This window comes from Nonomuraea sp. 10N515B (assembly GCF_052245915.1).
Classification (GTDB): Bacteria; Actinomycetota; Actinomycetes; order Streptosporangiales; family Streptosporangiaceae; genus Nonomuraea.
Genome location: NZ_JBQQBQ010000066.1, coordinates 20,133 through 46,705, shown reverse-complemented (window position 1 = coordinate 46,705; position 26,573 = coordinate 20,133). Strand labels below are relative to the sequence as shown.

At 64.4% G+C, this 26,573-nt stretch carries 22 protein-coding genes and 1 pseudogene; 14 read left to right on the top strand and 9 right to left on the bottom strand.

Annotated features, from left to right (window positions below; genetic code table 11):
- Positions 1–1,158: 1,158 nt before the first annotated feature.
- The 4 genes from ACTWQA_RS49395 to ACTWQA_RS49380 all read right to left on the bottom strand — a co-directional run bounded on the left by ACTWQA_RS49395 (position 1,159) and on the right by ACTWQA_RS49380 (position 5,187).
- On the bottom strand, positions 1,159–1,371 hold the full coding sequence (locus ACTWQA_RS49395; protein WP_443165774.1) for a hypothetical protein: 213 nt from the start codon (positions 1,369–1,371) through the stop codon (positions 1,159–1,161).
- On the bottom strand, positions 1,368–1,754 hold the full coding sequence (locus ACTWQA_RS49390) for a hypothetical protein (protein ID WP_443165773.1): 387 nt from the start codon (positions 1,752–1,754) through the stop codon (positions 1,368–1,370). Before ACTWQA_RS49390 ends, ACTWQA_RS49395 begins: the two co-directional genes overlap by 4 nt.
- A gap of 463 nt (positions 1,755–2,217) precedes the next feature.
- The gene (locus ACTWQA_RS49385) at positions 2,218–3,546 is read right to left on the bottom strand and encodes a WD40 repeat domain-containing protein (protein ID WP_443165772.1); all 1,329 of its coding nucleotides are present in this window, start codon (positions 3,544–3,546) and stop codon (positions 2,218–2,220) included.
- 189 nt (positions 3,547–3,735) lie between these two features.
- Positions 3,736–5,187 carry a WD40 repeat domain-containing protein gene (locus tag ACTWQA_RS49380; RefSeq protein ID WP_443165771.1) on the bottom strand — a complete coding sequence of 484 codons (1,452 nt, stop codon included), beginning with the start codon at positions 5,185–5,187 and terminating at the stop codon, positions 3,736–3,738.
- A 635-nt stretch (positions 5,188–5,822) separates the two neighbouring features.
- On the opposite strand from ACTWQA_RS49380, the gene ACTWQA_RS49375 reads away from it, so the two are divergent.
- Complete coding sequence (locus ACTWQA_RS49375; protein WP_443165770.1) at positions 5,823–6,029, top strand: hypothetical protein; 207 nt, start codon at positions 5,823–5,825, stop codon at positions 6,027–6,029.
- A gap of 178 nt (positions 6,030–6,207) precedes the next feature.
- On the opposite strand, the gene ACTWQA_RS49370 is transcribed toward ACTWQA_RS49375, so the two are convergent.
- Positions 6,208–6,414, bottom strand: coding sequence for a hypothetical protein (locus ACTWQA_RS49370; protein WP_443165769.1), 207 nt, complete (start codon positions 6,412–6,414; stop codon positions 6,208–6,210).
- A 93-nt stretch (positions 6,415–6,507) separates the two neighbouring features.
- Positions 6,508–7,344, bottom strand: coding sequence for an AfsR/SARP family transcriptional regulator (locus tag ACTWQA_RS49365; RefSeq protein WP_443165768.1), 837 nt, complete (start codon positions 7,342–7,344; stop codon positions 6,508–6,510).
- A gap of 397 nt (positions 7,345–7,741) precedes the next feature.
- Here ACTWQA_RS49365 and ACTWQA_RS49360 point away from each other — a divergent pair, with 397 nt between their 5' ends.
- From ACTWQA_RS49360 to ACTWQA_RS49300, 13 genes and pseudogenes are all read left to right on the top strand, one after another.
- Positions 7,742–9,691, top strand: coding sequence for an Agd3-related carbohydrate deacetylase (locus tag ACTWQA_RS49360; protein WP_443165767.1), 1,950 nt, complete (start codon positions 7,742–7,744; stop codon positions 9,689–9,691).
- Positions 9,688–11,097, top strand: coding sequence for a GT4 family glycosyltransferase PelF (gene pelF, locus ACTWQA_RS49355; RefSeq protein WP_443165766.1), 1,410 nt, complete (start codon positions 9,688–9,690; stop codon positions 11,095–11,097). The genes ACTWQA_RS49360 and pelF overlap by 4 nt, the downstream gene beginning before the upstream one ends.
- A gap of 50 nt (positions 11,098–11,147) precedes the next feature.
- Entirely contained in the window at positions 11,148–12,500 is a 1,353-nt protein-coding gene (locus tag ACTWQA_RS49350; protein ID WP_443165765.1) for a hypothetical protein, read from the top strand.
- 26 nt (positions 12,501–12,526) lie between these two features.
- On the top strand, positions 12,527–13,252 hold the full coding sequence (locus ACTWQA_RS49345; protein WP_443165764.1) for a sugar phosphate nucleotidyltransferase: 726 nt from the start codon (positions 12,527–12,529) through the stop codon (positions 13,250–13,252).
- Positions 13,249–14,106, top strand: a complete 858-nt coding sequence (locus ACTWQA_RS49340) for an NAD-dependent epimerase/dehydratase family protein (RefSeq protein WP_443165763.1) — start codon at positions 13,249–13,251, stop codon at positions 14,104–14,106. Before ACTWQA_RS49345 ends, ACTWQA_RS49340 begins: the two co-directional genes overlap by 4 nt.
- Positions 14,103–14,972 carry an endo alpha-1,4 polygalactosaminidase gene (locus tag ACTWQA_RS49335; RefSeq protein ID WP_443165762.1) on the top strand — a complete coding sequence of 290 codons (870 nt, stop codon included), beginning with the start codon at positions 14,103–14,105 and terminating at the stop codon, positions 14,970–14,972. Before ACTWQA_RS49340 ends, ACTWQA_RS49335 begins: the two co-directional genes overlap by 4 nt.
- Positions 14,973–14,988: 16 nt before the next feature.
- Positions 14,989–16,284 (top strand): nucleotide sugar dehydrogenase, encoded by a 1,296-nt coding sequence (locus ACTWQA_RS49330; protein ID WP_443165761.1) that lies wholly within the window; start codon positions 14,989–14,991, stop codon positions 16,282–16,284.
- Positions 16,281–17,231, top strand: a complete 951-nt coding sequence (locus ACTWQA_RS49325; protein ID WP_443165760.1) for an NAD-dependent epimerase/dehydratase family protein — start codon at positions 16,281–16,283, stop codon at positions 17,229–17,231. The genes ACTWQA_RS49330 and ACTWQA_RS49325 overlap by 4 nt, the downstream gene beginning before the upstream one ends.
- Entirely contained in the window at positions 17,228–17,923 is a 696-nt protein-coding gene (locus ACTWQA_RS49320) for a hypothetical protein (protein WP_443165759.1), read from the top strand. The genes ACTWQA_RS49325 and ACTWQA_RS49320 overlap by 4 nt, the downstream gene beginning before the upstream one ends.
- Positions 17,924–17,962: 39 nt before the next feature.
- Positions 17,963–18,311 (top strand): annotated as a pseudogene (locus tag ACTWQA_RS49315) (transposase); the annotation flags it as partial.
- An 826-nt stretch (positions 18,312–19,137) separates the two neighbouring features.
- The gene (locus ACTWQA_RS49310; RefSeq protein ID WP_443165758.1) at positions 19,138–20,646 is read left to right on the top strand and encodes a trypsin-like serine peptidase; all 1,509 of its coding nucleotides are present in this window, start codon (positions 19,138–19,140) and stop codon (positions 20,644–20,646) included.
- A gap of 433 nt (positions 20,647–21,079) precedes the next feature.
- Positions 21,080–22,591 (top strand): trypsin-like serine peptidase, encoded by a 1,512-nt coding sequence (locus ACTWQA_RS49305; RefSeq protein ID WP_443165757.1) that lies wholly within the window; start codon positions 21,080–21,082, stop codon positions 22,589–22,591.
- Between the two features lie 180 nt (positions 22,592–22,771).
- Positions 22,772–24,271, top strand: coding sequence for a hypothetical protein (locus ACTWQA_RS49300; protein ID WP_443165756.1), 1,500 nt, complete (start codon positions 22,772–22,774; stop codon positions 24,269–24,271).
- Positions 24,272–24,276: 5 nt separating this feature from the next.
- Here ACTWQA_RS49300 and ACTWQA_RS49295 read toward each other — a convergent pair whose 3' ends face one another.
- From ACTWQA_RS49295 to ACTWQA_RS49285, 3 genes are all read right to left on the bottom strand, one after another.
- Positions 24,277–24,444, bottom strand: a complete 168-nt coding sequence (locus ACTWQA_RS49295; RefSeq protein ID WP_443165755.1) for a hypothetical protein — start codon at positions 24,442–24,444, stop codon at positions 24,277–24,279.
- A 244-nt stretch (positions 24,445–24,688) separates the two neighbouring features.
- The gene (locus ACTWQA_RS49290; protein WP_443165754.1) at positions 24,689–24,958 is read right to left on the bottom strand and encodes a type II toxin-antitoxin system Phd/YefM family antitoxin; all 270 of its coding nucleotides are present in this window, start codon (positions 24,956–24,958) and stop codon (positions 24,689–24,691) included.
- A 74-nt stretch (positions 24,959–25,032) separates the two neighbouring features.
- A complete protein-coding gene (locus ACTWQA_RS49285) occupies positions 25,033–26,391 on the bottom strand; it encodes a hypothetical protein (RefSeq protein ID WP_443165753.1) in 1,359 nt (452 codons plus the stop codon).
- Between the last annotated feature and the right edge of the window lie 182 nt (positions 26,392–26,573).

The following is a 26,573-nucleotide window of genomic DNA, read 5'->3' as shown; positions in this document are numbered from 1 at the left end:
GCCAGCCTGCTACCGGACCTCCTGGCAGCTACCCGGACCGGACTTCCACCGGCAAGCGACGACGAGCTTACGAACAGACGATCAGCCGCTATGTCACGGCTTCACCTCCTGTTCTGCTGGGCGCACGGAAAAGGTTCAGTGAAGGGCTTCCGCTCGGCGAATTCTGAACCCGACAGCGCGCGCCAGCGGGAGTAGGTGCGCTTGGGAGCCGGCCGGGTGTCCCAACTTTAAGTGGGCGTCTGGTCAAGGCCATTGCTTGCTGCTGACGGAGAGGAGAAACAACGCACCTCCCGCGATCAGCGTCGGCAATGCAGCTCCGATCCGGCACCGATGAGCCCCATGATGCCCGAAGCGGCGATGAGCAGTCCGGCCAGAGCGCAGAGAAGCATACCGATCAGTTGGGTCCGCATCCGTAAGCCGTGGCCTTCCTATCGAGAAGCCACGTAACCGAAGGCTACTCCGGTGAAATACTGAAGCCCGACCTTCCCATCCCGAGCGAGACGACGCCAGCGCCTGGCAGGCCGCCGTCCGTCAAATGGAAGGTGCATGGGCGTGCTCAGGTCGCCGAGCTGATGACGCTGCACGAACGCGCCAAGGTCTGGGATTTCCGATGTACGGGCAGAATTCAGGGTCGACGGCGCGCATACGACACTGCACCAATTCTCCCCATTCCGTCCGACAACTGCGTTCCGTCTCCCCAAGTTGGTGCATGCATTCAAGAAAGATTGTGCCCAGCATCTGACATGTCACGGGAGAGAGATCTCGCTCGACACAACTCAGATAATCAGTGCTGAGAGCTGCACAGGTTGACGCTTCCGCGCCGTTGACCTCCAGGCGCACACACCGGTCGACGACGTGGAGGGCACCTTTACATATAACATCTCCCCAATATTCAGATCCCTGCCGGCATTCAGTCACCGCTGCGCTTGCTTGCACGCATTCGAGAGATGCGGCATGCAAGCCACGGCACCTCTCGAACACTGGCCGCTCGGCAGCCCTTGATCCAGCCAGCGCCGCCATCAACAGAACAGCTACACCCAACATGGCCAGAGACAGTCGCATCCCAGTCCTGCCTTCACTCGTCGGCCGAATTACATGGCGTTCTACACTTTCGAATCCGCCGTCGCCCGGTCTAGCGCGCTGAAAGAACATGACCGGTCAGTCGGACTTCTCCTTGGATGACGTCCACTGCTCGATGAGTGCGAGCAGACCCCCAATAAAGGCAAGCAGGGCTCCACCGATCAGCAGCCTTATCGCCCACTCCCTGAGGTCAGACATTATGGTGGCCACGATCAACGTGGCGGCACTCCAAGAGGCGTACCCGGATGCCATCATGACCGCAATACGAAGGATCCTGACCTTAGATCTCACTGTTTTCCGACCTTTATGTTCTTGATCTTGGGAATCCACGCCCCCAATTGCTGATCATAGTAACTGGTCGCGTCGAGCTTGAACCAGATGCCATTTCCTCTGTTGTGCGCCAAGATGGTCGCTGCACCCACCAGGAATATGCCGGCGGCCACGCCGCAGACCGCTGCCAGCGGGATAACGATGATCGACGCGGCCCTGAGACTGCATATCGTCTCTCCGATGCCGCTCATGGCGCCCAGGCCAGCTGCGAGGAGGTTCGCCGCGGCATTGCTCAGGTAGTAGGTGCAGTCAGTGCCCCTCTTATTGCACTTCCGGCCCGTGAAATCACCGCCCTCGGTGCAGTCTCGCTCAGACTTCTTCTTCTCGCACTCCAGATACGACATCGTCGACCCACCAGCAATCCTTGTATAGGTCCCCGCATACGAGGTGAGCTTTTTTGAATGGGCCGATGGCAGCGTAGAGAACTCCCATCCTTCTTCACCAGCCCGGCGGGAGCGGTGCCGCCACCGACGGCACGTTCGCTGCCGTCGGTGTAGGCGATCGTCGTGAACGGCCGTTGGGGAAGTCGAGAGTGGCTGGGGTGGTCTGCTTGGTCTGTTTCGCCATGCTCGTTGTACTCGTACGTGATCCGCAGCGGGGCGGTTGAGAGCTGTACGAATCACGTGGCCGCGGGAACGCCTCGCGGCAGTTGTGCAACCCAAGCGCGGAGCGACGTAGAGCTCCTGAGTAACGCCAGCTCATCACCCTCGTGGAGGCGAGAGGCGAGGTGCAGATCGACGTCGTCGACCGCCAGCTCCTGGCCAGCCTCGCCGACGTCCAGGACACTCCAACAGGACTCTAATGCTGTCAAGCACATGGTTCGAACGAGTTTCGGTTGCCGAAGGAGTCCGGCCATGGTTTGCCTTTCGTGGTGTCGTTCCACCAGGTGCGAGTGATCGATAGGGCAGTCCTGCCGCCAGCGCACACGTCGGGCAAAGGATCTCCGCTGATGCCAGTCAGGTCCCAGGAGAAGACACCCGACTTGGCAGTGGCGATCAGCGCCACCTTCCCGTCCGCGTTCAGCGCGACCTCGTCCACACGGGTATCGGGTGCCTTGAACACGGCCATCCGAGATGGGCGCCTGCGGTCCCGCAGGTCCCAGACGACCGTCCTGCCATCAGCCTCGGCCGTTATGGCGAAGCCGCTATCCGGGGTCAGCGCCGCGCTCACCATCAGGTGCTCGACATCCGGTAGCGAGGCGAGACGCTGAGGGCGCGCTGGATCGCTCACGTCCCACAGCGTGCCGCCGACAAGGGTGGTGCGCCCGTCGGCGGTCAGCGCCACAGCCGCCGACGCGGTGCCGGCCGTGCTCAGCTCGCCGCCCTGGACTGGCCGTGTCCGGTCGGACAAGTCCCATACCGTCGACCCCTGTTCGCTCACGGTCACTGCGATCCGTCCATCGGCGCTCAGCCCCAGACTCCGCAAGGCCGAGCGGTGGGCGGTCAGGGTCGCCGCCCGAACCGGACGGGCTCCCGTGAGGTCCCAGACCGCGACACCCCCGTCCTCGTGCCCGATCAGCGCCGTCTTCCCGTCGGAGGTCAGCGCTGCATTGCGCACCGAGCCGCCTTCCAGGGTGGCGGTCTTGACCGGGTGGTCGCGATCGGTGGTGTTCCAGAGGCTCGCCGAACCGTCGACGTCACCGATCAGGGCGGTGCGTGCGTCAGCGCTCAACGCCACCGCCCGCACCCCGCCGAACCGGCTTTCGAGTACGCCCGCACGTATCGCGTCGAGCCGGGAACCCGGCCCGCCGGGAGGCGACAGAGTCCACAGGGCGACTCCCAGGTCCTGATCGGCGACAAGGGCGGTCTTCCCGTCGGCGCCCATCGCCATGGCCGCCACGATGCCGGTGCCTCGAAAGGCCGCCTGGCGTTCGGAGATCATGGTATCCGCCAGCGCGGTCCTGGTCTGGTCGTCGGCGTGGACCTTCACGGCAGCGGCACCCAAGGCGACGGCGGCATACGGCTCCGTGACCCGGGACGCCACACCGAGCAGCGCCAGTTCGCGAGCCTCCGCGACGCGCAAGGCCTCTTGAGCGACGACGTGCTGACGGATCGCCACCCCGCCGCCGACGGCCGCAAGTGCACTGAGCACCACCACGGCGGTGCCGAGTGCCCATCCACGGAGGCGCGCAGCCACGGTCAGCCCCATCTGCCCTGATGGCCGTAAACCTTGGATTCGAAGTCCCACACGACCTCCACGCGAGTGTGTCGCGGGGTATTGGGTAACCTCACCGCGATCCCGAATTGTTTTGGCGGATTCCCTCCATGTGTTGAATGGGCCAATGGCAGCGTAGAGAACTCCCGTCCGCCCAGCTCAGAGGGCACCTCACATTACTTTCCCGGCCTCGCCTTGAGATTCACGCCGTGGATTCAGGCTTAGCGCCCAGTCGATCCGGCACGCCGACAAGGTATCTTTACCCCAGAGCCCGCCGCCGTATCGCGTCCAATCAGCATCGCCGGCGTATCGAGTCCACTCTTCGCGAGTAAACTCCTGACCGTTTGGACCATCACAAGCGACACCAACGGGATCCTCCAGCATCTCTGGCAATTCCCTCAGGTCCCACATCGTCACCCCACGGTCGGGACTAGCAGTCAGCGCCACCTCTCCGTTCGCACTGACGGCGATATGGGTGACTTCTCGGGAGTAATTCTTCAGAGAGGAGATGTTTGTTGGCCGAGATTGGATCGACAGATCCCACAGTGGCACACTGCCACCATCTCCTGCGAAAAGTGCGATCTTCTCAGAATCGGATATGGCGATGCCGTAAAGATCCTGGTTGGGCATATCTAGAGTGACAGTATGAATCGGCTTAGCAGGATCCGCCAGTGACCATACATCCGCCCGGTGGGAGCTTCCGACAAGGATTTTACGTCCGTCTGCGGTAATAGATATTGGCTCTGCAATCTCAAATGGCAGGTCCAGTCTGCTAAGTTGGATTGGGTTATCGTGGCGGCCGAGATCCCAGATAGCCACGTCTCGATCCCCTGTCAGGATAGCAGTAAGACGGGCATCAGCATCAAGAGAGATGCTACTGATGCGGCCATTACCCAGGGACCTGACATGAGAGCGCCTAACCGGTTTGGTTTTTGCGCTGAGATCCCAGATGGAAAAATTGCCGTCGCGGTCACCGACGCATGCTGTGCGGCCGTCACGCGACAATGCGAGCGCCTCTATCGGGCGATAGGAGTCACTCGCGGCTCCCGCATTGATTGCCGCTAAGCGGATAGGCTGTGCAAGGTTGTTCAGATCCCATAGCACCGCGGTGCCGTTATCTTGGCCAATCAACGCGGTTCTACCGTCAGAGGAGAGTGCAAGCACGCTTACATCTTCATAATCACCTTCCAATCTATCCCCCTTTTTGACGTCACCTTCCATATCCGCGTCGAGAATTTCACTCAGATCCCAGACGGCGATGCCGTCGTCGTCTTTTATGAGTGCCACGTGGCCGTCCTGGCTCAGCGCCACACTGCTAGCACCTCCTGGATTCAGAGTGAAGAGGTCTTCGCGACGCAGCACCAGGAGGCTTTCATGCAATGACTTGCGGCTTGCGGCATCCGCGTTGATATGTACCGCGGCCACGCTGAGCTTGAGCGATGTGTAGGGATCCACATCCCTCAGTTCGCTCGCCTGGAGGGCGAGCGAGCGAGACAAGAGGGTCCGCTCGCTCATGAATGCTTCCTGCCGGACGTAGACCAACAACGAGCCGGTCGTAGCTATGACAGCCAGCACGACCAGGCCAATGATGACCAATCCTTTCGCGCCAGGACGGACGTTCATGGCAGCACCCTCATCTCCCGCTAATTGCCGATGTCGCTGGGCTGCAGAACATCGGTGATGACGACTTGAGCCAGGACTCGGGAGCCATAAGAACCGGATCAGCCGCCGCAGGCTCTGTCTGTAATTGGATCAGGCTCGGGATAGTGCGGCAGCCAGGACCACGGTGGTTCTGGCTCGCAGGCGGCCCTTCGGCTTCAGGCCAAACCACTGCGCCCCATCACGGCACTCGACCGATTTTGCGCACGCCAAAACGTCATGCGTCACTGCTCCTGCCGTGAAGGGGCGCACCCGAAACGAGAGGCGAATGCGCTCAGGTGCCCACCGTAAGATCGACATAAAGAAGATCAGCCCTTGTATAGCGGAGTGGTCAATCGGCGCATAGATCCCGTCGCGAACACCGGGCCTTACAGCCTGAGACGGAACAAACGCGACCTGATATCGGTGCAGGATGCAGGGCACACAGGCCTCACACCTGTGACCAACGTCATACTGGTAAGCCGTCATGCCTGATCAGAGCGGCAGCGTCCAGATCTTGCATCCGGCCCGGAGCACACCGCCTGAGCCCATGAGCACTCACTCGCGCCGTGAGGGCAGGGCCAAGTCCCGTTCCTCACGATCACGCCCTTCCAATGAGGATGACCTATCCAGAAGGAGGGCTGATCCAGCACTACGTGCTCGCCCAGGACGTCGTCCGGCTCGGCAAGCTCCACTGGGTGATGGAGACGTCCACGCTGAAGACAGTGGCCGGGACAGCGCAGCACGGTGACGGCGATGACCCGGAAGTACAAGACCACGATCTAGTCACCCGCCGGACCGTCTGCCTCATCCGCACGCTGCCTTGATCAGGACCGCGATGCCGTCTACGCGGCCGTCACCCTGGCCCTGCCTCAACGGCGGCATTGAAGGCGTGAACGCCAGAACCAAGCGAACCATGCGCCAGATGCACGGCCGGCCGGGATTCGCGCTGCTGCCGGCTTGTGCGTCGCTCTGTTGTACGGTGCGGGGCTTCTCGAGCGTCGATCAGTCCGTGTCGCGTTCGCGATCGTCCTCTCCATCCTTCCTGGCGAGGAGCTGACTGAACCCGCCAACGACCGCCAGGACCGTGCCGACCAGGAAGATCGGAAAAGCGCCCGGCGTCCCCTGAGGCAGGGCTGCCCACGACATGACCGTGGACAGCGCCATCAGGGCGCAGCCGATCAGGAGGATCGTGCGCCGGACCAACACCATGTCTACTCCATCATTGCGACTTCACAGTGACCGATTCGTTTCGGATTCGCCCGCCTTGACGGCGGTGCCTGTGAGGCCGAGTGCCTGATAGCGCTAACGGACGCGCCGCGCGCAATGCGGGCAGCCACGCGCGTGCCGGGGGGCGACCCGCCGGTGCACCGGCCGCTTGTTGGCCGTGCTCCGCCCGGGGAAAAGAGAGGCGTCGCTGGTGAGGATCGCCACCTGGAGCTGTCGCAGTTCGGGTGTGGGTTCGAGTCCCAGGTCCCGGGTGAGGATGGATCGCCCGTCGCTGTACACCTCTAGAGCGTCCGCCTGCCGCCCGCTGCGGTAGAGAGCGATCATGAGCTGGGCGCGGAATTGTTCGCGCAGGGGGTGCTCGCGCACCAGAGCGGACAGCTCACCGACAAGGTTTGCGTGCATCCCCAGTCGCAGGTCCGCGTCGATCCGGTCGGCGAGTGCCGCCAGCCGCAGTTCCTCGAGCCTTGTGGCCTGGCGATGCAGAAACGAGATGTCGGCCAACCCGGACAGCGCAGGTCCTCGCCAAATGTCGAGCCCAGCTCGCAGCAGGCCGGCGCCCCTTGTTACGTTCCCGGTAGCGATCGCGTGGCGCCCTTGCCGTACGAGGTTCTCGAACCTCCAGGCGTCCACCGCGTCGGGCGGTACCCGCAGCTGGTAGCCGGCGGAGGCGTGAGCGATGGGAGCGTTGTCACCCAGGGCGCGTCTCAGGCGGTGAAGCTGCAGGCGCAGGCGCTGACTGCCGGCCTCGCCGGCCTCTGCGCCCCAGAGCGCGTCGATCAGTATGTCCCGATGTGCCACCCTGCCGCGATGGCAGAGCAACAGGGCCAGCAGGCTGCCCTGCTTGCGGGAGCGAAGGTATAAGTGCCGCTCCCCATCGATGGCTTCGAGCGTGCCCAATATGCCGAACTGCATCCGTATCTCCCCGCCGACATGCCTGTTCTTCCAGCTGACGAAGCATATGACGCTCCCAGACGGCCCGAACACGAGACCAGGAAACTGTGATGAAACGGAAGTGAAACGGGCTTTACAGACACTAAAGGGTGGCCGGTGATGCGGGAGTTCGGTCAGGATGGGTTCGGGGCGCGCATGGCGCCGAGTGAGGGAGATTGTGGGTTCTTTTCGGCAACTCCGGCTGGCGCCGCGAATGTGGTGTCGACGGGCAATCGCGCCGGTTAGCGCATCATTGCTGTTCGTCGGCCTCTTCACCGTTCAATCCGATGCCGCCGTGTTGGGGCGCGGGCACACGCATGCTCACGCCGCTCCCTTACGTGCCCCAGTCCAGCGTCCCAAAGTAGACAAGCTGGGACCCTTGCCGAGGGCGAAGAAGGGCACAGTGCCGATCAGGCGCTCGGCCAGCGCCGCTACGTCCGCCGCAGCGCTGGCCGCCGCGGCCAGCGACCGGGTGGCGTTGCGCGTGCTCGTGGTCGCGGTGGACCAGAACGACTGGGGCATCGCGACGTGGAGATCCATGCTCAACAGGGTCGGCGCCAAGTACGACGTCCTGCTCACCAAGACCCAGCCGCTCACCACCGCTACCCTGATCCAGACCGACGGCACCGGGAAATACAACGCCATCCTGCTAACGAATGGCTCACTGCTTTACAACAACGGCTCCGGTTGGGTCAGCGGTCTCGACGCCACCGAATGGAACACCTTATGGGCGTACGAGCGCGAGTACGGAGCTCGACAGGTTTCGCTCTATACCGCGTACGGAACGTGGCCCGAGGATTACTGCCTGCGTGCGGGTAGCGAGGGCGGCGTTGGCACCACCCCGATAAACACCGTGTTGACCACCACGGGGGCGAGCGAGTTCGATTACCTCAAGATCGGGGTTAACATCCCCATCTCTCTCTCCTACGTCTACCGCAGCACCGTCGCCCCCGGCTGCTCCGCCGACGTGATCATGACCAGCGGCTCGAACGTACTCGGCGTGCGCGGCACCTCCACGGACGGCCGTGAGCGCATGGCACTGACGTTCACCTCCAACCAGTACCTGCCGCAGGCCGACTTGCTCACGTTCGGGCTGTTCAGGTGGGCCACCAGAGGCCTATTCCTTGGTGAGCAGCGTCACTATCTCAACGCCGACGTGGACGACTGGTTCAATTACACGGATCACCTCTATCCGGACGGGCATGTGGAGAGCGCCCCCGGCTTCCGGATGACGTGGGATGACGCGCGAAGCACGTACGACCAGCAGACCGCCTTCACCGCAGCCAACCCGCTGGCCTCAGGTTTCCAACTGAACGTGGCCTACAACGGCGGAGGGGCCGATCCGGGCACAGTCGCCACGTGCGCGCCGCCTGCGTCCGGCCGGGACGGATTGACCAGCTACTCGCGCTGCCGCGCCACATCCTTCACGTGGATCAACCACACGTTCACGCACCCCAAGATGAACTTCACGGACTACACCACCAGCTACGCAGAGATCCAGGACAACCTCACCAGGGCCGCTGCGCTCGGCCTCAGCGTGGACCCGACCGTGCTCAAGACCGGAGAGTACTCCGGCCTCGGCGTCTACAACCCCGACCCGAGCAACGACATCGACCCACCCACGGACTACGGCCTGGCCGCCTCCAACCCGAACCTGCTGCAGGCCGCCAAAAACGCGGGCGTGAAATACCTGCACGGCAACATGTCGTTCGTCAGCCATCAGCCGTCCTGCTTCAACTGCGGCATCTACCACCCGCTCGAGCCATCGCTGATGGTGGTGCCCGACTGGCCGACCAACATCGCCTACCACACCACCACGCCCGACGAGGAGACGCTGTTCTACAACTCCTACTACGGGCCGACCGGCAACTTCCCCTACTGGCCGGCGAACCAGACCTATGCCCAGATCCTTGGCCACGAAAGTGACGTAGCGATGCAGCACGTCATGTCGGGGTCGATCTACGTGCACACATTCCACCAGGGCAACCTGCGCAACTACGGCTCGGACCGCAGCCTCGTCTTCGACTGGCTCTACGCCGTCATGGCCAAGTACAACGGCTACTACAACGTTCCGCTGCTCACCCCGAACTGGGGCGATCTTGCCCGTTACGTCGAGAACCGGACGAAGCACTTCGCCGGCCTGGGCAGTGTGAGCGCCGTCTACGACCGGACGGCAGGCACGATCACCTTCGAGGCGAGCACCGACGCCGCCGTCTTCACAACCAACGCCGCCGCCGCGGGCGCGATGACGTACGGCACCGACTCGATCGCGCACCTAACCCTCACCGCCGGTCTCCCCGTCACGGTTGCCGCGAGCGTGCGATCGTGAAGGTCACACTCGTGTCGGAGGGCACGTACCCATTCGCCATGGGCGGGGTCAGCGTGTGGATGGACCAGCTCATCAGGGGCATGCCCGACTACTGGTGGGACGTCATGACCATGACGGTGGACGGTCGCGAGCGTCCTGTTTGGGAGCAGCCTCGCAACCTCGAGAACATCATCTCCATGCCGCTATGGGCTCAGCGGCCCCGCCTTTCCACGCGAGACCCAGGAGCCGCCTTCAGCAAGGTGTACGGACGCTTCCTGCAGATGGTCCTCACGCCTGCCGTCATGGGTGAGGGCGGTGGAGAGTTCCTGTGGGTGCTGGAACAGTTCTACAGGTTCGCGAATGCCGGTGGCGACCTCGTGGGGGCGCCCATGGCCAACAAGTCGTTGTCGCAGGTCATGGACACCTGGTACTGGAGCAGGACCGACCGGCTCAACCTGTCCGACGCCATTACCTTTGGCAACCTGATGAGTCACATGCTCCGCCCGCTGGCCGAGCCACCGCCGCGCACGGATCTGATGCACGTGGCCATGAACGGACTGAGCATGCTGCCGGCCATGACCGCCAAGTGGCGCTACGGCACACCGATCGTGCTGTCCGAGCATGGCGTCTACCTGCGAGAGCGTTACCTGCAGTACGTCAACGAGCCAGTTTCGCATTCCGTGCGCGTGCTGATGCTCAGTTTCTTCAGGCGGCTGGCAGTGGCGTCTTACGCCGCGGCCGACCGAATCGCGCCGCACTCGACGTACAACCGACGATGGCAGATCCACAACGGCGCCGACCCCCGCCGGATCCGGGTCATGTACAACGGTGTGGATCCGGCCGACTTCACGCTGGCCACTTCGGATCCGGCCGAGCCCACGATCGTCTTCATGGGTCGAGTGGACCCGCTGAAGGATCTGCACACGCTGATCCGTGCGTTCGCCATCGTCCGCAGCAAGATCCCCAATGCCCGGTTACGCATCTTCGGCGGTGTGCCGAAGGGCAACGAGAGCTACCACCAGAGTTGCCTGGAGCTCGTTGCCGAGTTGGGGCTGGAGGAGTCGGCGGTTTTCGAGGGTCGTGTCGCGACGCAGGTCGATGCCTACCATGCCGGCCACATCGTGGCCCTGACCAGCATCTCCGAAGGCTTTCCCTACACCGTGGTGGAGGCCATGGCCTGCGGCCGTCCCGTGGTCGTCACCAACGTCGGTGGTGTCGCGGAGGCGGTGGGCGAGGCAGGGTTCGTGGTTCCGCCACGCGACTACGTGGCCGCCGCGGAGGCCATGGTGACGCTGTTGCGCCGCCGCATCCTGCGCCGTCGGCTCGGCAGGCTCGCGCGCCAACGCGTGCTGCAGCGCTTCACGCTCCAGCAGTCGCTCGACGACTACCGCGCCGTCTACCGGGAACTCGTGAGGGTTCCCATATGACCGCATTCGAGCCGGCCCCAAACCGCTCTATCGATGAACTCATCGAGCCCATGGGCACGGAAGTCTTCCGCGCCGTTGAACCTCTTCAGGTCGCGGCCATATTGGAGTCCCAAGGGCTCAACGACAAGATCGCCCGTGAGCGGTATGGCCACACTGATGTGTTCTCGCTGGCCGACGCCGCCTACACCCACATCAAGTCTTTGGGCCGCCCTCCTCAGCGGGCCGACACGCTGCTCAAAGAGGCCAGGCCGGTCGCCCAGATCCTGCACGGGCTCCTCTACGCCATGCTGGGGGCTCTCCTGCCGGCCGCCTCGGGGCTCGTGGGCACGCAATGGCTGATGCCCGGTCTCGTCCTGACCACGGGCATGGGCTGGGTGATCGGCAGCGCGGCATCGCACTTGGCGTATTCGCTGATCGGACAGGGGTTTCCGCGAGCGGCGGGCCGCGCGCTGAGTACCGGCCTGCTCATGGGCGTCGTGAGTGCCATGGTCATGGCGGGCCTGATCGCCTTAGCGCTGGACGGGCCTGTCGCGCTGGTCATCCTGTGCGTCATGCAGATGGCCTACCAGATGGCCTCGGGAATCCTGCTGTTCTACCGGCAAGAGGGCTGGCTGGGTATGATCATGCTGCCCTCGATCGTGGCCGGTCTCGTGTACATCGTCAGCGGCGACAGCCAGGTGGGGCTGCTGACGATCAGTTTGGGCTTCATATGCATCCTCGCCACCGTGGGGGGCGCGCTCCTGCTCACCACGACGCAGGGGTCGGACGCTGACACCGCTGAGCCGTCGCTCCTCTCACTGGCCCGGATCAACGTGCGCGTGCTGCTCCCCTCTATCGTCTACGCCACGCTGAGCGCGGTGTTCCTGCTCCAAGCGGAGGCGCGGTACGTGCTCGACCGGACCGACATCGCCGTGGCCGGCGCTGGGCTCGTCCTCGGTATGGGAATCCTGGAGTACCGCGCGCACAAGTTCGAGGATGAGGCCAGGGTGGCCATGCGTGAGGTCCGCTACCCATCCGACTTCACGCGCCGCGGCCGGTGGTTACTCGCGAAGGGTGTGCTGATCTGCCTTGCGGCGCTGTCGGCGCTGTCCGCGCTGCCGCTGGCGTCGCTCTACGTCAGGGGCGAACTGACGGCCACCAGCCTGGCCATGGGCGCCGCGCACGTGATCTTGGGTGGCGCTTACTTCGTGGCGTTCCTGCTGACCAACCAGGCCAAGGTCACCCGCGTCTGTGTGGCTCAGGCAGCGGCGCTCGCCGTGCACCCCCTCGGCCGGCTTCTCCTGCCCGCCGGGCACTCAGCGCTGGCCGACGTCCTGCTCTTCGCCGTGGCCACGTTGCTGTTCCTCGTGGTACTGACCACCCTGATGGGCCTCGGTCTCAGGGACGTCAGGCTCTACAGCTGATCATTTGACCGGGAGGCATCACATCCATGCACGTCGTCATCCTCGCAGGGGGCAAAGGGGTTCGGCTGCGTCCGTACACGTCCGCGTTACCCAAGCCCTTGGTGCCGATCGGGGAGGAGTACGCGATCCTCGACATCATCCTGCAGCAGCTCGCGGGTCAGGGTTTCACTCACGCCACGCTTGCGGTCGGACACCTTAGTCCGTTGATCCGCGCGTTTGTGGACGACGGCTCTCGCTGGGGGCTGAAAGTCGATTACACCGAGGAGGTGAAGCCGCTGTCCACGATCGGGCCGCTGTTCCCGATCAGGGACCGGCTTCCTGAGCACTTCCTGGTCATGAACGGCGACGTCCTCACCACACTGAATTACGCGGATGTGTTGAAGAGTCACATCGACACCGGCTTGCCGCTGACCGTGGCGACCTCACCGCGCGTCGTGAAGATCGATTTTGGGGTGCTTGAGGCGGAGGAGGGTCGCATCGTCGGTTTCCGGGAGAAGCCACTGCTCAGCTACCGCGTGAGCATGGGCGTATACGCATTGTCCCGCTCGACCATCAAGCACTATCCGGAAGGCATGCCATTCGGCTTCGACGAGTTGGTGCTCGACCTGCTCGCGCGGGAAACCCCGCCAGGGGTCTACGAGTTCGACGGCTACTGGCTCGACATCGGCCGCCCTGACGACTACGACGAGGCCAACGCGCGCTTCGACGAGATCAGGCCGCTGCTGTTGCCGTCGCGGAACCCGATGCGATGAGTGCCGTCGTTTTGTTCGGCGCCACGGGATTCCTCGGGCGCCAGGTCAAAGACCTGCTCGTGGACGACCCTCGGGTGACTCGGCTGATCTGCCCTGGCCGGGTTGACCTCGATCTGCTGACTGCGAGCCCCGCCGACGCGGCGGACCTGCTGCGAGAGGCTCGCCCGTCGGTCGTGCTCAGCTGCGTGGGCCGGCTGTCTGGAAGCTATGACGAATTGCTGCGCGGCAACGCCGGTAGTGCCGCCGTGTTGCTGGAGGCCATCACCGTCGCAGCACCACAGGCCAGGTTCGTCCGCCTGGGCTCGGCCGCCGAGTACGGCCCCGTGCCGCACGGACATGCCCAGCACGAGGACGACCCGGCCCGGCCGACCAGCCCGTACGGCATCACCCACCTTGCTGGAACGCTCCTCGTCGAGCAGGCCCGCAAGGTCGACGGCGTATCTCTGAGGGTCTTCAATCCGGTGGGTCCCGGTATCTCCGCGGAGAACGTGCTCGGCCGGGCACTGGACCTGATGAAGACCGCGACCGGCCACATCGACATGGGGCCGCTCGACGCCATGCGTGACTTCGTGGACGTGCGGGACGTCGCCGACGCGGTCTTACACGCCGCGTTCGCGCCCGTTCTCGCGGAGCGTGTGATCAACGTGGGCAGCGGCCGTACGGTCGCGGTCCGTGACGCGGTGGCGCTGCTGGCGGAGGCATCGGGCTTCACCGGCGAGATCCGCGAGAGCGCCCCGGACTCCGCCCGCTCTCAGGCCGTCGGATGGAGCCAGGCCGACACGAGGCGGGCGCGAGACGTGCTCGGCTGGCAGCCACGCATCCCGCTCTCCGACTCGATCAAGGCGATGCTATGAAGTTGATCATGGCCTGTGCGCTCACGGCCGCGCTGACAACATCCACGCCGTCGGGATCTCTGGCCAATGTGCGGAGTTTCACCTATGTCCTCCAGGACTATCCCGGAGGCCGCCTGGATGCCATCGCGCGCGCGCCGCACCAGCTCGCGATCATCGACCTGTCCCGCGATGCGACCATCAAGGGCTACTTCAAACCCGCAGAGATCGCCCGTGTGCGCGCGAGCGGCAAGAAGGTCCTGGCCTACTTCGAGATCGGATCGATCGAGACGTTCCGCACCGAGTTCCGCACCCTTCCGCGAGACCTGGTGCTGAATGTCTGGCCGGACTGGCCTGACGAGCGCTTCGTCCGATACTGGGACTCTCGCTGGTGGAAGACGGTCATCAAGCCCCGCGTCGATCAGGCCCTCCGTGCCGGGTTCGACGGCATCTACCTGGACACCCCGCTGGCGTACGAGGAGATCGACCTCAAGCGCACCCCCGGCGAGTCCCGCAAGAGCCTGGGCAAGAAGATGACCAATCTGATCATCCAGCTCAGTCGCTACGCCAAGAAGATCAGGCCGGGCTTCCACATCGTCCCGCAAAACTCCCCTGAACTCAGGCTTTATCCCGGCTACGTCAACGCCATCGACGGCATCGGCATGGAGGAGCTCTTCCTCAAAGCCACCGACGAGCCCTGCACCGAGGACTGGTGCGGAGAGAACCTGCGGCACGCCCTCGCGCTGCGCAAGCTCGGCAAAGCCGTGCTCGCCACCGACTACGCCGCAAAGCCGGCGAACATCGCGGCCGCCTGCGCCCGCTACCGCCGCTATGGCATAGCGGGAAACGTCACCGTGGTCGATCTCGACCGCGTCAGTCTGCCTTGTTGAAAGAGAGGTTTGTGAAATGCCGAAGACAGTCGGCGTGATCGGCATGGGCTACGTAGGCCTGACGCTGACCGCCGCCCTGGCCCGCAAGGGCTACACCGTGTATGGCGTGGACAACAGTCCACATGTAGTCGAAGCGCTGTCCAACGGCCGAATCCACGTGTACGAGCCCGGAGTGGAAGAGGCCTTCGCAGAGCACCTCGGCAGCACCATCATCATCTCCGACCGGCTTCCGGAAGAGCGGCTCGACGCCGCGATCCTTTCCGTCTCCACGCCGGTCGACCTGTCCACCGGCACGCCCAACCTGGGCAACCTGGCCGCCGCCGCCGAACATGTCGCAGAACGCCCGGAGACGCTGGTCGTCGTCCGCAGCACCGTACCGATCGGCACCAGCCGGAAGGTCGTCCTGCCCGCGCTCACCGCCCGCTGGGGCAAGGCGAGGCTCGTCATGGCCCCAGAGCGCACCATCCAGGGCCAGGCGCTTCGCGAGCTGGTCGAACTGCCCCAGGTGATCGGCGGGCTCGACGAGGAAAGCCTGCAGGCCGGCGTCGAGGTCTTCCAGGGTCTCGCCAACCAGATCGTGCCCGTCTCCAGCCTCGAAACGGCCGAGATGGTCAAGCTGTCCAACAATTGCCACACCGACCTGATCTACGCCTTCGGCAACGAAATCGCGCTCATCGCCGAGCAGCACGGCCTAGATCCGCTGGAGGTCATCAGAGCCACCAACCTCGACTATCCGCGCCCCGATCTGGCCAAGCCCGGATACGTCGGCGGCGGCTGCCTGTCCAAGGACCCCTACCTGATGATCGCCAGCACCACGCAGCGGAAGCCGTATCTGGTGGGGCAGGCGCGGGCACTCAACGAGCAGCTGCCCGCGCACGTTGCGGAGCGCGTGGTCGAGCTCGTCCGCGAGACGGTCGGCCACACCGAGGGGGTCAGGCTGTCGGTCCTCGGCTGGGCCTACAAGGGCTGGCCGGCGACCGACGATATGCGGGGCACGCCCATCGCGGACATGATGCCGGTCTTCCGCGCCGTCGGTCTCACCGTGCTGGGCCACGACCCCATGGTCACCGACCAGATCATCCGCGAGTACGGCGGCGAGCCCGTCAGCCTCGACAAGGCGTTCGACGCCGACGCCATGATCGTCATCAACGACCACCCCGACTATAGGGCCCTCGAAGTCGAGCCCCGGCTGGCATCTTCCGAGTTGCGGGTGTTGTTCGACTCGTGGCGCATCCTCGACGAGGCCGCCATTGTGCGTCATGGCGTCCGCTACGCGGGCATCGGCTACACCGGCAAGGAGGTCGTGGCGTGAAGACCCTGCTGCTGGGTGGCGCCGGGTTCATCGGGCTGCACCTTGCCCGCCGGCTGCGCGGCGACGGCCACGCCGTCACCGTTGTCGACGATTTCTCCCGTGGCCGCCGCGACGACGCGCTGGCCGAACTGGATGTCGAGGTTCGTTCTGCCGACCTCACCGACCCGGCCGCGTACGCCGCGATCGAGCCCGGCTGGGACCAGATCTACATGCTCGCCGCCGTCGTCGGCGTGCGAAACGTGGAGAAGGATCCGGCCCGCGTGATCAGGGTCAACACGCTGGCTCTGATGCATCTGCTCGACTGGATGCGCTCCGGCGACCGGCTTTTCTTCGCATCCACCAGTGAGGCGTACGCGGGCGCCGTCACCACTGGGCTCGCCCCTGTGCCCACACCTGAGACCGTTCCGCTGGTGATCGAGGACGTCGGCTCGCCGCGGTACACGTACGCGATCAGCAAGCTGCTCGGCGAGGCCGCCGTGCTGCACACTGCACGCGCCAAGGGCTTCGAGGCCGTCATCGGACGTTTCCACAACGTCTATGGCCCTCGCATGGGCGCCGACCACGTCATCCCCGAGCTCTCGCTCAGGGCCACCCGCGGCGAAGACCCCTTCACCCTCTACGGCGCCGACCAGAGCCGAGCTTTCTGCTACGTCGACGACGCAGTCGATGCCGTTGTCCGCCTCATGGCGGAGCCCAAGGCCGCCGGGCAGATCGTGCACATCGGCAACGACGCCGAGACCAACATCGGCGACCTCGCCAAGCTCGTCCTGCGGGTCGCAGGCGTCAGCCCCGCCATCCACCACGTGCCCGCACCTGCGGGCTCGGTCGCACGCCGCTGCCCCGACCTCACACTGCTGCGCCGGCTCACCGGGTACGAGCCGCGCGTCGGCTTGGAGGAAGGCGTGCGCAAGACGTTCAACTGGTACAAGGAGTCGTGGACGGCATGACGCGGCAGCCCATCGCTTTTTACTACGGAGACGGCCAGATCGATCGGCTGTCCGGGTTCGACAAGGTCGTCCTGCAAGCCGACTTCTACAGCACGCAGGAGCTCGGCCTGCTCCGCGAACAAGGTGTGCAGACGCTCGGCTACCTGTCGCTGACCGAGGACGTCGGGCCGCCCGCCCCGTGGCACCGCCCCAAGCGCAATCCCGACTGGGGCGGAGCTTTTGTGCGCTGCAGCGACCCGCGTTGGGTAGCACACGTTGTGGACCAGGCTCGCAACGCCATGGCCCGTGGCTTTAACGGCCTCTTTCTTGACCAGCTGAACATCGAATTCACCTACCCCGAGGATCTGCCCCACCTCCTCTACCTCATCGCCGCGATCAGGGAGGAGGCCAAGCCGGAATACATGCTGGCCAACCGGGGGTTCGGGCTGCTCCCACAACTCGCCGACCTGGTGGACGGCATCCTGTTCGAGTCGTTCTCCGCCCGCTGGGTGGACACCGAGACATACGCTCCTTGGCCCGCCGACGTGCTGGAAACGCACGCCGAGGTCGCCGAGCGGCTCCTCGGCCTCGACGTGGACCTTTACGTGTGCGACTACGCCGACGATGAGGAGTTGGCCGACTTCGCGCACCGGCGGGCTCGCGAGTTCGGCATGCTCTCATTTGTCAGCGATCGCGTTCTTTCGAGAATCTGAGACGCCGCCTCCCGGCGGCGTCTCAGACGCCTTGCGCGGCAGGTCTCACAGATGGCCAAGACGCTGGATGAGCAGGTCGAGGCGTTCCGCATCCGCGCCTGGACGCCGCGGCCCCTACAACCTTCGTCTGGCTGGATGCGTTGACACAGAAGGTGCGCGAGGGCGGCCGGATCATCAACGTGCACTGCCTGGTGGCGACCGCGGTCAACGCCGGTGACGGCCGACGCAAGATCCTCGGCCGGATGTCACCGGCGTTGAGGACGGCGCGGGCCGGCTGGCCTTCCTGCGCGGCCGGGTCGCCCGCGGCCTGTCCGGCGTGCCCCTGATCATCTCCGACTGCCACGCCGGGCTCATGGCGGCCATCGGCGCCACCCTGGCGGGCGCGTCCTGACAGCGGTGTCGCACCCACTGAAACTGTAAGGATTCAACGTCGCGAAGGCGCCAGCACGGTGGCCAGGATGCGGTCAGCGTCGGTCAGCAGGGGTTTGCCTTGGTTGGCTGGTGCTTGCAGGCGACGTCGCCCCCCGCTGCTGGAATTTGCGTTGCCCGGCCTGGGCTGTGCTCGCCAAGGCCTGCGTCAGTGGACGTGACCACGCTGGCGAGCCCAACCGGTGGCCAGGACGGGGCCCCATCGCTTGGGTGCCGCCCAACCCGATGCACCGCTTCTGCCCCCTGGACGCCCGCCCCTGGCGCGATCGCGACGGCTCGCGACAAGAACCGCACCTACATATAGGGGTGCCACACACACAGCCAGGCGGCGCTCACAACGCATCTCCGTTGCGGATACGCCAACGCCTCTCTCCCAGACGGTCCTGACATACCCCCAAATCCCGCGATAAGGGATGAATCTGGGCATTTCTGGGCGATACCTGAAGATCACCTGTGAATGGTCAGCCTTGTTAGACGGAGCAGGCCTGAATCTGGTTCCTGTGATCTGAGACACAATCAAGCGACTACTCTCCGCAACGATCTACTAACGGAACTTTCGTCCCATCCGCCACAATCACGCCATACCCTGCAGAAACATCGCCCTTCCGATAACAACACGGCAAGGCCTCTGACAGATAACAGCACGGTCACGTCGGTAACGGCGCCTACCAGATCGTCCAAACCGGGTTCCACCTGCGGAGATCACCACGCTATGTTCCTTGCTATCCCTTTACTGACGCATGGGACGCATGTTGCGACCCACGACAGAGCAAGGAGCAGTTCCCTTGAAGCGCATCCTCATCCCCGCCAGTGGCGCGATCATGGTTACCGGCCTTCTGGCCGCCGGCCTCGCCGGTGCGGCTCAGGCCGACCCGACGACCGCCGCTGACCCGATGGCGCAGAGCGCGGCCAACGCCAAGGCCATCGCCCAGTTCTGGGCGGACAACAACGGTGCCGCCCTCAAGGCTGCCACCGAGTCCAACGTCTGGACCAAGGCCGACGTCGCCAAGCTGCAGAGCAAGGGCGGCTACAGCTCGGACACCAAGCCGGGCTCGACCGCTCCGATCGGCGAAGAGAAGAAGACCACGTCGAAGGTCCAGAACGTCAACATGCCGAAGACCATCGGCAAGGTCTTCTTCGTCAACAGCAAGGGCGAGAAGAAGTGGTGCTCCGCCACTTCGATCCAGTCCAAGTACCGCAACCTCGTGGCCACGGCCGGTCACTGCGTCTACGACACGGCCAACAACACCGAGGTTGTGTCCAAGTGGGTCTTCGTCCCCGGCTACTACCAGGGCAAGGCAAACTGGGGCATCTACGTGGGTAAGCAGGCCTTCACCCACTACGACTTCGACACGTACGAGGACTACGACCGCGACTACGCGTTCGTCACCGTGTACAACGGTGTCTCCATCGGCGGCGGCACGCCGAAGAAGGTCACCAAGGAGGAGTGGGAGAAGTTCCCGGGCATCAAGGATGCCAAGGACGAGCCCATCACTAAGGCCGAGTACGAGAAGTGCAAGGACTACAACGGCGGCGAGACCGCGGACTGCTGGGCCAAGACGACTGACTACGACGACTTGGTGGGCCCGAACTACCCGGGTGCCATCGAGGTCAAGAAGGAAGTCTCGAAGGACGCCTACGACAAGGCCCCGGCGGCCGGCAACGGTTCGAAGGTCACGGACCCCGCCCCCGTCACGGAGCACGTCACGGAGTCGGAGTACAAGGCCTACAAGGGCCCCGGTTACCAGAAGATCGACGACAAGGGTAACTTCACCATCACGCACTACTTCCTGAAGTACTACGTGAAGCGCACCACCGAGGTGAAGTACTACCGGACGACGTTCTTCATCATCGAGGGCTTCGTCAAGGACGCCGGTCGCCTCGGCGACAACGTCGGCGGTCAGGGCTTCGCCTGGAACCAGCCCACCGGCAAGTACGTCCGCGTGTTCGGCTACCCGGCCGCGGCGCACCCCGACGGCAACAAGGCCTACACGGGCATTACGCCGAAGTGGTGCTATGGCAAGACCTCGGGCAAGCTCGTGGGTTCCGCCAAGAAGAAGATCGAGGAGCACCTCGCCCTCAAGTGCGCCATGACCGAGGGCGCGGACGGTGGTCCGTGGCTGTACAAGTACAGCAACGCCAAGCGTCTCGGTTACGTGAACGGTGTTACCAGCACCTTCAACGACCAGGACGGCAACGGCCGCGTGGACTACATCTCCTCGCCGTACTTCGACGGTGAGACGAACTCGGTCTACAAGGCCGCGGCCAACGTCTGGTCCGGCAAGATTGTCTGAGTGACGGACAGCGACCGGCCCTAAGCCGTTCGTACATCGTTCCGAGCGAAGGGCCCGGCATCTGCCGGGCCCTTCTGCTTTCCGGCCGGAAATCAGAAGGCGCTTGGACGCACGGCGCGCTCATACGGTGCCATCGATCCGATGTGATGTGTGTCACATCGCTCATGTTAAGCGGATCAGGAGAACGCCTCTGCATCGAGCGTCACACTGACAACTTCCTTATGTTGATCAGGGCAAACGGCCACGAGGAGAGCTTCTCTCAGCTCCTGCGCATCAGCCACTTAAACATCACAGAACGATCACGCCCGGCTTGTCGCATCTTTTCCTGCCAAAGCGACTACCCGAGTTCAAGATCGACACTGTATGTTCCTGGCTATCCCTTTACTGACGCATGGGACGCAAGAGGCGTTCCACGACAGCGCAAGGAGTTACCTTGAAGCGCATCCTCCTCCCCGCCGGTGGCGCCATTCTGGCCACCGGTCTGCTGGCTGCTGGTCTGGCCGGCACGGCTACCGCGTCGGGTGTCATTGACGACGCTCCCCTGACCCCGAGCAACAAGGTCGCCGAGACCGTTGACTTCTGGCTCAAGGCGAACGGCGCTGCTCTGCGGGCCGCGACCGTCTACCGCTACGACTACAAGGAAGTCGAAAAGGTCGTCATGAAGGGCGGCTATACCCCGGACACCAAGCCCGGGTCGACCGCTCCGATTGGCGAGGAGAAGAAGACCGCCGTCAAGGTCCAGAACGTGAACCTGCCGAAGTCCATCGGCAAGGTCTTCTTCGAGGGCACTGACGGCAAGCTCTACTGGTGCTCCGCCACCTCCATCCAGTCCAAGTACCGTAACCTGGTCGCCACGGCCGGTCACTGCGTGTACCAGACCGGTGGAAACGGGCACGTCCTCAACAAGTGGGTCTTCGTCCCCGGTTACTACCAGGGCAAGGCCAACTTCGGCATCTACGTGGGTAAGCAGGCCTTCACCCACTACGACTTCGCCAACTACGAGGACTACGACCGCGACTACGCGTTCGTCACCGTCTACAACGGCATCCGCCTGACGAACGGCCAGAAGAAGGTCGTTTCGAAGGAGGACTGGGACAAGTACGAGGGCATCAAGGACGCGTACGAGGTCGAGATCTCCGAGGCCGAGTACCAGAAGTGCAAGGACTTCAACGGCAAGGAGACCGCGGACTGCTACGCGAAGCCCTCCAGCAAGTCCGAGAACGTGGGCCCGAGCTACCCGGGCGCCGTGGCTTCGAAGTACGAGGTCACCAAGGACCAGTACGACGCCGCCACGCCTGAGAAGGCGCCGTGGCCCCAGAACGGCTCCCGCTTCGGCGAGGCCGTGACGGAGCACGTGACGGAGTCGGAGTACAAGAGCTACAGCGGCCCGGGCTACCGGAAGATCGACGGTGGTAACTTCACCATCACCCACTACTACCTGACGCAGTGGGTGAAGGTTACCGAGGGGACCAAGTACTACAAGGCGGTCTTCTACATCCTCGACGGCTTCAGCAAGGACGTCGGTCGCCTCGGCGACAACGTCGGCGGTCAGGGCTTCGCCTGGAACCAGCCGACCGGCAAGTACGTCCGTACCTTCGGGTACCCGGGTGGCGAGCACCTCGACGGCAACAAGCCCTACACCGGCGTGACGCCGAAGTGGTGCTACAACAAGACGTCCGCCAAGGCCAACGTGATCGCGAAGATCAAGGCTGAGGAGCTCGTCTCGCTGAAGTGCGCCGTCACCGCTGGCTACAACGGCTCGCCGTGGCTGCTCAAGTACAGCAACGCCAAGCGTCTCGGCTACGTCAACGGTGTCACCACCGCTGCGTTCGGCGACCTGGACGGCAACAACCGCTTCGACACGATCTTCTCGTCGTACTTCGACGGCGAGACGGCCGCTGTCTACAAGGCCGCTGAGGCCGTGTGGTCCGGCAAGGTCGGCTGACCTTAGCCAACCCTGGAGCTGGGGGTCCAAACCTCAGACCAACTGCTTTACCCGAAGGGCCCGGCAGCTGCCGGGCCCTTCGGCCTTTCTGGCGAGAAAGTTGGGAAGAACCCTTACCAGAGTGACTAATGGGTCGATAGGGTCTTTACAATCTTTCTTGACAACGCTGTGGAGCATCCCTTGAAGCGCCTGCTCATCCCCCTCGCCGTCGCTGGCTTGAGCGCCGCAACCTTCGCCATTCCCGCCAACGCGGAACCGCACTGGGCCACCGATCCCCTCGCTCCCAAGCCCGCCGACGCCTACAGCAGCGCCAACTTCTGGCTCGACGCCAATGGAGCCGCCCTGCGTAAGGCCACGCAGTACTACTGGGACTTCAAGAACGTGCCCAAGTTGGTGGGCACCCAGGGCAACTCCCCCGACGACGGCAAGCCCGGTATGACCGCCCCTACCGGCACCGTCGCCACCGCCACCAAGGTCAGGAACGTCAACCTGCCGAAGACGATCGGTAAGGTCTTCTTCCTCGACCAGGCCGGCAGATACCGCTGGTGCTCGGCCACCTCGATCCAGTCCCGCCACCGCAACCTGGTCGTCACCGCAGGCCACTGCGTGTACGAGAAGGGCAAGGACGTCTACCGCAAGTGGGTCTTCGTCCCCGGCTACTACAAGGGCAGGGCTCCTTGGGGCGTCTACGTGGGCGCGTACGCCTTCACCGCCTACGACCTCGACACCTACGACGACTACGACGGCGACTACGCCTTTGTCGCAGTACACAACGGCTTCTCCCTCGCCGGTTCCAAGCAGGTGTCCAAGGCCGAGTACGACAAGTGGCTGGGCGACAAGTGGGCGCAGGACGTCCAGATCACCCAGGCCGAGTACACCAAGTGCGTTGACCTGCACGGCGGCGAGACGGCCGACTGCTGGGCCAAGCTCGCCACGACCAGCGACGTCGTCGGCCCCGAGTACCCGGACAAGAAGCGCGCGTTCAAGGAAGTCTCCAAGGAGGTGTACGACAAGTCCCCTACCGGGAACGTCAACGGCGCCCAGGAGCCGGCGAAGACCGTCATTGATCATGTGACCAAGTCGGAGTACGAGTCGTACAAGGGTCTCGGGTATCGCAAGATCGACGCTCAGGGCAATTACACGATCACCCACTACTTCCTCGGCTACTGGGTCAAGGAGTCGACGAAGACCCTCTACTACAAGACCGTCTTCAGCGTCGGCATCGCCAAGGATCTGGGCCGTCTCGGCGACGTCGTGGGCGGTCAGGGCTTCGCCTGGAACCAGCCGATGGGCCAGAATGTGACGGTCTTCGGCTACGCCAGCGCCCCGCACCCCGACGGCAACAAGCCCTACACCGGCCTCACGCCCAAGTACTGCATCGGCAAGACCGGCACCAAGACCTACCAGGTCAACACGTTCAAGGTCGAGACGCACCAGGTGCTGAAGTGCTCCATGACGCCCGGCGCCGACGGCGGTCCCTGGCTCATGCGGTACGACAACAACAAGCGCACCGGCTACGTCAACGGCGTGACCAGCGTGTTCCACGACCAGGACGGCAACGACCGGATCGACTACATCAGCTCGGCGTACTTCGACAGCGAGGTGGCCGACGTCTACAACAAGGCCAGCTACGCGGAGACCAAGGGGATCGTCGGTCCCAAGGGCGAGCTGCTCAAGTAGTCAGCTCACAAATCCTCAGGATGCAGGACGTTGAGCTTGCTGACCTCTTGAAGCCGGGCCAGCCCCCGGTCGTTGGTCAGCAGGCTCGCGCCGTGTTCCAGCGCCGAGGCCGCAATGAGCATGCCCGTACGCTGCCCCTCCTTGCCCTTGGCCCGTGCGGAGGCGTTGAGCATGGAGTAGGCGACGGCCGTGCGCGTCGTGAACCGAGGACGAAGAGCCGGCTGATCAGGGCCGCGAGGTTGTCGGCCCGGCGCTTGCGCTGGACACGGTCCTTTGCCTTCGCCACCCCGGTCATGAGCTCCCCGAGGGTGATGACCGAAATCCCGGGCGTGTAGCCCAAAAGCCTGAGTGGGTCGAAGGTGCCGCGCTCGATGTCCGCCACGACGCGGGTGTCGAGCACGATGGCTCGATTGCCCGTCACCGCTCTTGGACGACTTCGCCGATGTCGGCGGCGAACTCTTCGTCCAGCCCGAACTCCTCGAACCATTGTAGGAGGAGGTGTCCGGTCGGCGCTTCCGGAATCACCGGTCTCGGGACAGGCGTCAACACGGCAACGGGACGCCCACCGCGCGTGATGGTGATCTGCTCGCCCCTTTCCACACGGTCGATCAACCGAGACAGACTTTTGCCGGCTTCCGCGATTCCCACCGTCGCGGAGGGAACCGGCTCTGCTGGAACTGGGCTCATGACCTCAGCATGCGCCGAGGCTCCGGATACTTCCGGAGGTCACCGTAAGTATCCGGAGTTCCAACAGGGTTCGCCTATGCCGACGTCAGCTCCCGGGTGCGCTCGTGCAGCACCTTCACCACCCGCTCGTTCTTGAAAGGCTGCAACCGCCTCCGCAGATCCTCCGCATACGACCGCGACCGCACCGACTGCAACTCCCCCGCCATCGCCATAGCCTTGCCGGCGGTGGAGCACGCCTCCTCCAACTCCCCACACTGCACCAGCCCCGCCGCCAGCAGGGACAGGTTGAACATCCGCCCCCGCACATACCGGGAATCCATGTCGAGCGAGCGACGCGCGTACCGCACCGCCCGCTCCCCCTCCCCAAGATCACGGAAGCAATGGGCGAACTTGGCGGACAGGTACGCCTCGTCGAAGTAGCTCAGCCACCGGGGTTCTTCGGAGGGTTTGCGGGCGTCGAAGGCGCGTTCGGCCGCGTGGAGCGAGGCGCCGCAGGAGCGGGCGTCGCCGCGGCCGGCGTGTGCGTGGGCTTCCAGGACGTAGGCGGAGGCCAGCAGGGTGTTCACGCCTCCGCCACGGGCCGCGAGCTGGGCGGCCCGGGCCAGGTCCAAGGCGTGGGCCGGCTGGCCCACGTAGATGGCCTGGTGGGCCATGCCGGCCAGGATCTCGCCGCCGAGGGTGTGGTCGTCGGCGCCTCTGGCCAGGCGCAGTGCCTGGATGAGGTAACGCTGGGCCAGGCCGTGCTGCTCCATGTCGTACGCCATCCAGCCGGCCAGCCGGGTCAGCTCGGCGGCCGCGGCGGCCAGCTGGCGGCCGGTCGCGTCGCTGTACGAGCCGTCCTTGAGCAGGGGGGAGACGGCGCCGTCGAGGTATTTGACCACGGACGTGCGGACGTGGCCGCTGCCGAAACGGTTGTCGAGCTCACCGAACGATCGGGTGACCTCGTGGATGGCGGCGATCTCGGCGCGGCCCACGCGCCGGGTTCCCGTGCCGCCCAGGCGTCCCTCTAATGGGGACGTCAGCCAGCGCATGGCTCCGATGGAGCCTGCTCCTAAAGCGAACGTCGAGTCGATCAGAAACCTCCGTCTCTCAACATCGGCCCGCCACAGCGCGGTCACAGTCGAGACCCCCTCCTGCCACGTGTGCATGAACTCTTGCCCAAGATCGAGGGGTGTAATGATGGCCGGCATTCCGAGGTCCTCCGAGGTGACCTGCCTGCCGAGCCGGAGCGCGAACAGCTCCGTGAGCAGGCAGGGCACCGGATCTCTCGGGCGCTGGCCACCGATCCAGCGCAATACCGAGCTGTGGTCGTACTTCAGACCGGGGGTTCCGCGTGCGGCGCCCAGATCGTTGAGGCGCCTGGCCAGTCCCTTGTGAGAAAAACCCGCCTCCGCGATGAGCTGCTGCAGCAGTCGATTCGGCTCGCGTACCATCGCTCTCCTTGTCGCAGGAGCCGCCGCCCACATCATTACAGCGAGCTACAGTTATAGCACCTTGCGTAAAGGATTTATGGCAGTTCCCAAAGGATGTCCCCGCTCGTTTCGCTTGCGCCGCCGGCGACCCGCGTGTGCTGCGGGTCGCCGGCGGCGCCTCGGTCTCGGCGAGGACCTCACTT